The 4,377-nt window shown below is 67.1% G+C and carries 3 protein-coding genes; all 3 read left to right on the top strand.

The window, feature by feature from the left end; translation table 11 throughout:
* The first annotated feature begins 419 nt into the window (after positions 1–419).
* Complete coding sequence (locus ACIKT0_RS13700) at positions 420–860, top strand: N,N-dimethylformamidase alpha subunit family protein (protein ID WP_407105880.1); 441 nt, start codon at positions 420–422, stop codon at positions 858–860.
* 130 nt (positions 861–990) lie between these two features.
* Entirely contained in the window at positions 991–3,384 is a 2,394-nt protein-coding gene (locus ACIKT0_RS13705; RefSeq protein ID WP_407105881.1) for a N,N-dimethylformamidase beta subunit family domain-containing protein, read from the top strand.
* Between the two features lie 80 nt (positions 3,385–3,464).
* Positions 3,465–4,377: Rieske (2Fe-2S) protein (locus tag ACIKT0_RS13710; protein WP_407105882.1), on the top strand; the 913-nt coding region annotated here is incomplete at its 3' end.

The raw sequence follows: 4,377 nt of genomic DNA on the forward strand, positions 1-4,377 counted from the left end.
CGCGGCACGCAGCGCGGCGGCCGGCGCGTCCGTCCGATGCGCGCTCAAACCCATGATTTGCGCCAGCGTCACGGCGCCGCAGGGGCCTCGCGTCGGCGCCTCAACTTTGATCGGAGGCGGCAGGCCGCCATCCCAAGGCTCCGCTGCGCTCCTCCGAAGGCCGCTTATTTGCGGGGCGCCGAGCGCCCGGAAAAGCGCCGCGCCAGACACGCTCGACGCCAAAACGTCTAGACGTTTTGCTGGAGATATCTAGAAATTCCCGCTGTGCGGAATTGACGAGCGCAGCGGGAGCGTCGTAGCTTTTAATTCTCACAAATCGAGCAAAGGCGACGCCGGCGCTCAGTATAGACAGCCTCGGGCCGCGAGGTTGCAGAATCTGCGCGCCCTCGCGGCAGCGCTTTGCTTCAAAGAGGGCCGACATGATCCCGATTCCCAGGAAAGGCACGCCGGAGCGCGAGGCGCTCATCAAGGAGCATCGCGAGTGCGTCGACTCCATGAAGGGCGTCGCGGGGTTCTCGGTGCTCAAATGCGAAACGCCCGGCGACACCACGGTGGTGACCGGCGGCGTGCACGAAGACCCGGTGCTGAAGCGCGTCCTGCTGCGGATGCGCGGCGAATCCACCAAGGGCAAGCTCGTGGTGATCTGCACCAAGGTCGACGCCGAGTGGCGCATCGGCCGCCTGTCCGGCATTCGCGGCGTGCCGCCGGAGTTCGTGACCGACAAGGTCTACACGGACGAGCAGGAGATCCAGCACGACATCTTCCTCATGCGCCTGGACGAACTGCCGGAGACGGCCGGAATGCCCGAGCATTTCTCGGAAGGGTGGAAGCGCCGGGACGACAACTGGCCGGTGACCTGAAGGTCGCGGCGCCTCTCCCGCGCTCCCGACGGGGGCGGCTTTATTCAAGACAGCGCCGGACGCGGACCTCACGGCCCGCGAACGCAGCCGGCTTGCCAGACGACTGGACGATTTCGCAAGGAGAGCGCAGATGTGCGCGATGCGACTGACCGGATACGCCGACAAGTTCGGAGTGCATCCGGGGGACAAGATCAAGTTCTACGTCAATTGCGACGGCCCGGCCGAGTACAAGGCCGAAGTCGTCCAGATGATCAACGGCGACACCAATCCGCGCGGCCCGGGCTTCATCGAGAAGCCGGTGTCGGCGGACGTGAACGGCGCCTACAAGGGGCGCAAGCAGATCATCCATGGCGGCTCCTATGGCTACGTGCCGGACGCCAGACAGTTCCACGTCGACAGCTTCACGCTGCAGTGCTGGATCTGGCCGACCACGCCCAAGACTCATCCGCGCTACTGGAAGCACGGCGCGCAGGGCCTCGTGACCAAATGGTGCGACGGCAAGGGTTATGGGCTCTTCATCAATGAAGAGGGCTTCGTCGAGCTCCGGATCAACGAGCACAAGATCACCACCGGCGCGCCGATCCGCGATCACGCCTGGCACTTCCTGGCGGCGAGCTTCGACGCCGCGACCGGCGACGTCGTGCTCTATCACGAGCCGCAGGTCGTCTATGCGCTCGATCCCGTCATCGAGCCGGTGAAAGCCTCGATCAGGACCACCATCGCGCACAGCGCCGCCCCGGTCGCGCTCGCGGCCTATGTGGAGAAGATCGACGACAACCCGCTCGCCGCCTCCTCGCGGCCGGCCGGCGTCTGGTTCACCGGCAAGTACAACGGCAAGATCGACAGCCCGCGCATCTGCAACAAGGCGCTCAGCCGGTTCGAGATCGAGCAGATGAAGGCCGGCGCGCAGCCGGGCCTGACCGAGCGCCGCAACTCCGGCCCGACCGGGCCGCTCTCCGAAGTCATCGTCGCCGCCTGGGATTTCTGGGACGGCATCGACACCATCGTGGCGAAGGACAACGGCCCCTACCGGTTCGACGCTCAGCTGGTGAACTGCCCGACGCGGGCGCTCACGGGCTACAACTGGTCAGGAGACAACTTCGATTGGAAGCATGCGCCGAAGGAATATGGCGCGATCCACTTCCATGACGACGACGTCGACGACGCGCGCTGGACCTCGGATCTGGAATGGACCGTTCCGCAGGAGATCAAGAGCCGCTTCTACGCGCTGAAGCTCACCACCAGCGAGGGGGACGAAGACTACATCCCGTTCTGGATCGTGCCGCGCATCGGCGAGGAGCAGTCCAGGATCGCCGTGATGGTCCCGACCATCAGCTACATGGCCTACGCCAACGAGCATGTCGCCTGCAACGCCGGCGGCGCGGAGCTGTTCGTCTACCGCGTGCCGATCATGCAGCAGCAGAACATGTTCCTGGCCGAGCATCGCGAATATGGCGGCTCGATCTACGACACCCACACCGACGGCTCGGGCATCTGCCTGTCGTCGCGACTGAGGCCGATCCTTTCGATCCGGCCGAAATACGATCACTTCCTGGCCCAGGCGCCGTGGCAGTACCCGGCCGATCTCCATCTGATCTACTGGCTGGAGACGATGGGCTACGACTACGACGTGATCACCGACGAAGACGTCACCTATGACGGCCTCGCCCGGCTCGAGAACTACAACGTCATCATCACCGGCTCGCATCCGGAGCATAACTCCGGACCGCAGCTCGACGCCCTGCACAATTACACGCAGCGCGGCGGCCGCCTGATGTATATGGGCGCCGACGCCTGGTATTGGGTGCACTCGTTCCACCCGGCCTATGACCATCTCGGACGCGGCGTCGTCACCGAGATGCGGCGCTGCGAATCCGGCATCCGCACATGGCGCGCCGATCCGGGCGAATACTACCACCAGGGCACGGGCGAACTGGGCGGCATGTGGCGCTTCCGCGGTCGCTACCTGCATTCGGTGGCGGGCGTGGGCATGTCGTCGGAAGGCTTCGACATCTCGAGCTACTTCAGCCGGACGAAAGAAAGCCTCGACCCGCGCGTCAGCTGGGCGTTCGAGGGCATCGACTATGACGAGAAGCTCGGCAATTTCGGGCTCGTCGGCGGCGGCGCCGCGGGCCTCGAGCTCGACATCGTCGACACCATGCTGGGCTCGCCGCCCCATACGCTGGCGGTCGCGACCTCGGCCGGGCGCCACACCGAGGCCTACCTCCTCGTGATGGAGGATTTCGGCTTCAACCAGCAGGGCCTCGACGGCACCACCCATCCGCGGGTGCGCGGCGACATCGCCTACCACGAGACGCCCAATGGCGGCGCGTGCTTCGCCTTCTCGTCGATCGCCTTCTGCGGCTCGCTGCCGTGGAACGAGTGCCGGAACAACATCTCCACCCTGGTGAAGAACGTGCTGGACCGGTTCTCGCAGGACGGCCCGCTGCCGGCGCCGCCGGCCGACGCCATCAGGCATCGCGGACGGGCGGACTACGAGTCGCCCGCTCTCGCCAGCGCCTGACGGCGACGACGCTTCCGGTCCGCGGCGCTTTGCGTCCGCGGACCGGCCTTCCGCACTCCATCGGAAAGGCGCAAAGCCCCGTGTCGAACCGCCCGGACCTCGGCTATTTCGACGAAGGCCACGATCTCGCGAGCCCGTCCTTCTACGCGCAGGCGCTGATGCCCGAGGGCCAAGCGCGCCTGCTGCCGCCCGCAGCCTTCCGGTCGCTCGCCTTCACGCAGCTCGAGGACGAGGCGGTCTGGACCCGGGACTGGATCTGCGTCGGGTCGCATGAGGCGATCCCGCATGTCGGAGACCTGCTGCCCTTCACGATCGGCACGCATGGCGTCCACGTCCAGCGGGCCGCCGACGGCTTAAAGGCGCGCTTCAACAAGGCCCAGCATGGCGGCTGCCGCATGGTGCCGCTGCAGTGCCAGACGGGCGCCAAGACCCGCTGCTCCTTCACCTCCTGCGGCTACAGCCGCGACCGCCCGGCGATCCCGGCCGGTGAACTCGGCGACGGCGCCCCGGCGATGCACCAGTATCTCGGGCTGCGGCCCGAGCGGCTGCTGACCGCGCAGGCCCGCAGCTGGGGCCCGCTGATCTTCGTCAATCTCGACGTCGCGCCGCAAAGCCCGGACGCCGGCCTCGCCGCGCTCAACAAGGCCGGCGGCTTCTTCGGCAACCACAAGCCGGCCCGCTCCGAGGAGCTCTGGCTCGAGTTCCCGGCCAACTGGAAGCTCATGGTCCAGGCGCTGGCGGCCGGAGAGCCGTTCGCCGAGGACGCCGACGCGGGCTGGCTGCTGGCGCGGACCGCGCTCGAAGGCGCCGATGACGCCGTCACGGCCTGGCTGTTCCCCAACCTCGTGCTGCTCGCGACGGCGCGGGAGACCTGCGTCGTCGTCCTGCAGCAGACCGCGATCGGCCAGACCCTCTGCCGGGTCAGCGTCTATGGCGAGGCGCATGGCGCCGACGCGCTGGCGCGCTGGCGGGAGACCATCGAGGCGCGCGCCC

The sequence above is a fragment of the Hansschlegelia beijingensis genome (assembly GCF_045505405.1).
Lineage (GTDB): Bacteria > Pseudomonadota > Alphaproteobacteria > Rhizobiales > Methylopilaceae > Methylopila > Methylopila beijingensis_A.

Bases quoted from the DNA above. Each gene is read 5' to 3' on its own strand.
- ACIKT0_RS13700 (WP_407105880.1), top strand. From the start codon at position 420: ATGATCCCGATTCCCAGGAAAGGCACGCCGGAGCGCGAGGCGCTCATC.
- ACIKT0_RS13705 (WP_407105881.1), top strand. From the start codon at position 991: ATGTGCGCGATGCGACTGACCGGATACGCCGACAAGTTCGGAGTGCAT.